This window comes from Bradyrhizobium sp. AUGA SZCCT0283 (genome assembly GCF_018130385.1).
Lineage (GTDB): Bacteria > Pseudomonadota > Alphaproteobacteria > Rhizobiales > Xanthobacteraceae > Bradyrhizobium.
On record NZ_JAFCLU010000091.1, the window covers coordinates 1 to 3647 of the forward strand.

The following is a 3647-nucleotide window of genomic DNA, read 5'->3' on the forward strand; positions in this document are numbered from 1 at the left end:
ACGGGATCGCATCCCGATCAGCAAACTCTCTTCTCTTCAACAACATAGACAGATGGGTGTTCTGATGCGCGGTTGTAAAAGTCCGGGTAACGGCCGATCGAAGCACGGGCCTCGGTCGTGTCGCTGTTCTTGGAGAGTTTGACGCGTTGCTCGCGCAACCAGCCTCAAGCCAACGATTAAGGGGGCGGCTACACTCCTGGCGCACGCGCAGGCACTCCTGCGGAGCAACACCATTGATCTCGCGCTCGATGGCGAACAGGACATCGATGCGCTTGACCGCCTCGGCCTCCCGATCGCCCCGAATCTGCTCGACCGCAACTTCACCGCCACTGCGCCGAACCGGATCTGGCTCTCCGATATCACCTACGTCGAGACCGATCAGGGATGGGTCTATCTGGCCGCCGTCATGGACCTCCTCTACAGCCGCAGGATCGTCGGCTGGGCGATGGCAGATCATTTGCGTGCCGAACGGCCGTTGGCGGCCTTGCGGATGGCGATGTCGACGCAGCAGCCGGGCGACGGCCGGATCCACCATTCCGATCGGGGTGTTCAGTACTACCGCAAGGTGATGCAGTCCGCCGGCTTCCAGGCTTCGATGAGCCGCAAGGCCGACTGCTATGACAATTGGAGAGCTTCTTCCTACGCTCAAAACCGAGCTCGTCCATCACAGGCACTATGCAACACGGCAGGAAGCCGCACGGGATAGCTTTGCCTACATCGACTCGTCGTCACTCCGCCATCGGCTATATCAGTCCGATCGAGATGGAGCTAAAAGCAGCTTAACACTGTCCATTTCTTCGGGGGAAGATCAGGGTCGCGTCTGAAGGCTTCCTGCACCGATGCCGTCGCCCGACGAGGCCGACGCGGTGGCGCTGTGTTTCACGGAGCCGGACGGTTCGCCCTACATCCGCTCGAACGACTTCAATCGCAAAATCGAATACCCCAGATTTGCTTATGCCTGAAGTCAAATAGGTGATCGCGATTGTGAGCAACCCAAGCCCCCTCGACCCCAATGACACGGGCCGAGTAACGAACGGGTATTACGTCTTGGAGGATGGATTGCTGACCATGACGGACGGCAATGGGGAAGCCATCAGGAGCACGAGCGGCGAGAAGACCCCCGACAAGCTGCAGGCCGGGGAGGAGCCGATCTCATCGCGAAGCGTCTAACGCCTCGGATTTACCGATCGATCCGGGGAAATGAGGCGACGGGGTTCAATCGGCGGCTGGTGTATCCAAAAATCGATTTAGCTTGAAGGAGATTTAAATTGGCTTTCGGAGGAATGGGGGCTCGCCGGGGATTCGCGAGCATGGGAGCGGTTGGCAGACATCGAGCTGCTTCTTCTGGACCAACCGCCATCCCGGCAGGGGACACCCGTTAGGGGTCTGTCCCTGTCCGTCCCGTTGGAATGTCGGGGGACAGTGTCCCGTGCTGTCTCATGTCCACTTAGAGAGAAGACGTGAACAAACAGGTTAGGAGTGCCGGCACCGACTGACAGATGGGTGATAACTGTTCCCGCTGATACACGTCTGCGTTCGATGTTCCCATGCATTCCCGTGCCGCACCCAGGCGCTAGGCGCCTGGGTGCGGAAGCCGATCAATGTTGCGGTCTGGTCAGGAACGAGTCCTGCCCCCAGTGGGTGCCGTTAGACACGGCCGCCACGATCTGCCCGGGATCGACCCGGCCAGTGTTGCCGGCCAGATACTGGTTCAGCACCGCAAAGCCATGGCTTGCCAGCGACGAGGCAGTCGAACCGCTCGTATACGGAGTATCCGCCGCGTGGATCGGAGACGCAGAGGTCGCAACGCCTCTGTTGACGACCAGGTCCATGATCTGGCTGAACAGAGCAGAACCCCGGCTTGCCAGTTCCCCGCTCGTGCCGATCGCAGGCGTGGTCGTCCCACCGCTGGCGATCGAGTCGCCATGCTGGCCCCACCATCCAACGCCATGGCCTGGGAACCCTGTGTTTGTGCCGGTCGACGGCGAAGGATCCGTCACAGGGGTGTTCTGCGGCGACGTTGGGGTCGTGACGGTCGCAGGCCGTGGATCCTTCACGGTGATGGTCTGCGGCGCGGATGTCGCGATGGCGCCGGTGACCGGGTCCTTCGCGGTTGCGGTCAGCGTGAGTGTAGCGACCGGGTCAGAGGCGCCCTTGAAGTTCGATGTGAGCGTCAATCCGCTTTCGACCTGCGCGGCCGTCAAGGTGATGTTCTTTCCGCTGAACGTTTGACCATCGCGCTTGTCGGTGATCGTCTCGTATCTCGGCAAGCCCGTGATGTTCACGGTCACGACATCGTCGGAGTCGGTCGTCGTCACCTTCACTCCGAGGTCGACCGTACCGCCCTTCCCGGTCACCGAAAGCGTAGGATCCGCGACGGTGAGGACCGGCTTGGTCGCTGACGGGCTCGATGGGGTGGTTGGAGTGGTCGGGGTAGTCGGCGTTGACGCGGACGGAGCGATCTGGAGACCGGAGAACGTCTTCACCGCGCCCGACAGATTTGCCGCAAGACCGCCGGCATCCTTGATGCTCGCGCCGCTCGGAAGATTGACTCCGGTGATGGCGAGCGCCGAGGTGTTCGTATCGGTCGATGCGACAGTCGTTTTGAAGGTGAGCGAGTTCGTGCCCGAGCCACCGACATAGGTGGCCTTTGCGCCGTCGTTGAGCGACAGCGTCGGCGTGCCGCCGACGGTCACGGCCTCGTTGAAGCCGAGCGTCAGCGTGATGGTATCGCCGACATGCTCGATTCCCGTCCCCGGCGAAGCGGAGGCCTGCGTCACTGTCGGCGCGACGTTTGGCGTCGTGGGCGTGGTTGGGGTAGTTGGAATCGTCGGCGTCGTCGATGACGTCGCGATCTGGAGGCCGGAGAATGTCTTCACCGCGCCCGCGAGATTCGCCGCGACACCGCTCGCATCCTTGATGCTCGCACCGCTCGGCAGATTGACCCCGGTGATGGCGAGCGCCGAGGTGTTCGTGTCGATCGACGCGACGGTTGTCTTGAAGGTGAGCGAACCCGTCCCGGAACCACCCACATAGGTGGCGGTCGCGCCGTCGTTGAGCGACAGCGTCGGCGTGCCGCTGACGGTCACGGCCTCGTTGAAGCCGAGTGTCAGCGTGATCGTGTCGCCGACGTGTTCGGTGCCGGTTCCCGGAGAGGCCGTGGCCTGCGTCACCGCTGGCAGGATCGGATCGATCTGGAGACCGAAGAACGTCTTCACCGCGCCCGAGAGGTTCGCCGCAAGTCCGCCAGCATCCTTGATGCTCGCGCCGCTCGGCAGATTGACTTGGGTGATGGCGAGCGCCGAGGTGTTGGTGTCGGTCGATGCGACCGTCGTTTTGAAGGTGAGCGAGTTCGTGCCCGAGCCACCGACATAGGCGGCCGTTCCGCCGTCATTGAGCGACAGCGTCGGCGTGCCGCTGACGGTCACGGCCTCGCTGAAGCCGAGCGTCAGTGTGATGGTATCGCCGGCACGCTCGATTCCCGTTCCCGGTGAAGCGGAGGCCTGCGTCACCGACGGCGCGACGTTTGGAGTGGTCGGCGACGTGGGCGAGGTTGGCTGCGTCGGTGTCGTTGGCGTCGTAGAACTGCCCAGCAAGGGCGGCGGTAGATCAGCCTGCAACTGCTGCGCACTCAACGACGTGAAATA

At 62.5% G+C, this 3647-nt stretch carries 3 protein-coding genes; 2 read left to right on the forward strand and 1 reads right to left on the reverse strand.

The window, feature by feature from the left end:
- Positions 1-304 precede the first annotated feature (304 nt).
- The gene (locus tag JQ624_RS39885; RefSeq protein WP_409334428.1) at positions 305-706 is read left to right on the forward strand and encodes a DDE-type integrase/transposase/recombinase; all 402 of its coding nucleotides are present in this window, start codon (positions 305-307) and stop codon (positions 704-706) included.
- Positions 707-839: 133 nt separating this feature from the next.
- Positions 840-962: a hypothetical protein gene (locus JQ624_RS39475; protein ID WP_283817022.1), complete on the forward strand. Its 123-nt coding sequence runs from the start codon at positions 840-842 to the stop codon at positions 960-962.
- A 636-nt stretch (positions 963-1598) separates the two neighbouring features.
- Here the strand turns inward: JQ624_RS39475 and JQ624_RS38125 are convergent.
- Positions 1599-3647 (reverse strand): beta strand repeat-containing protein (locus JQ624_RS38125; protein WP_409334427.1); only part of this gene is annotated, 2049 nt, incomplete at its 5' end.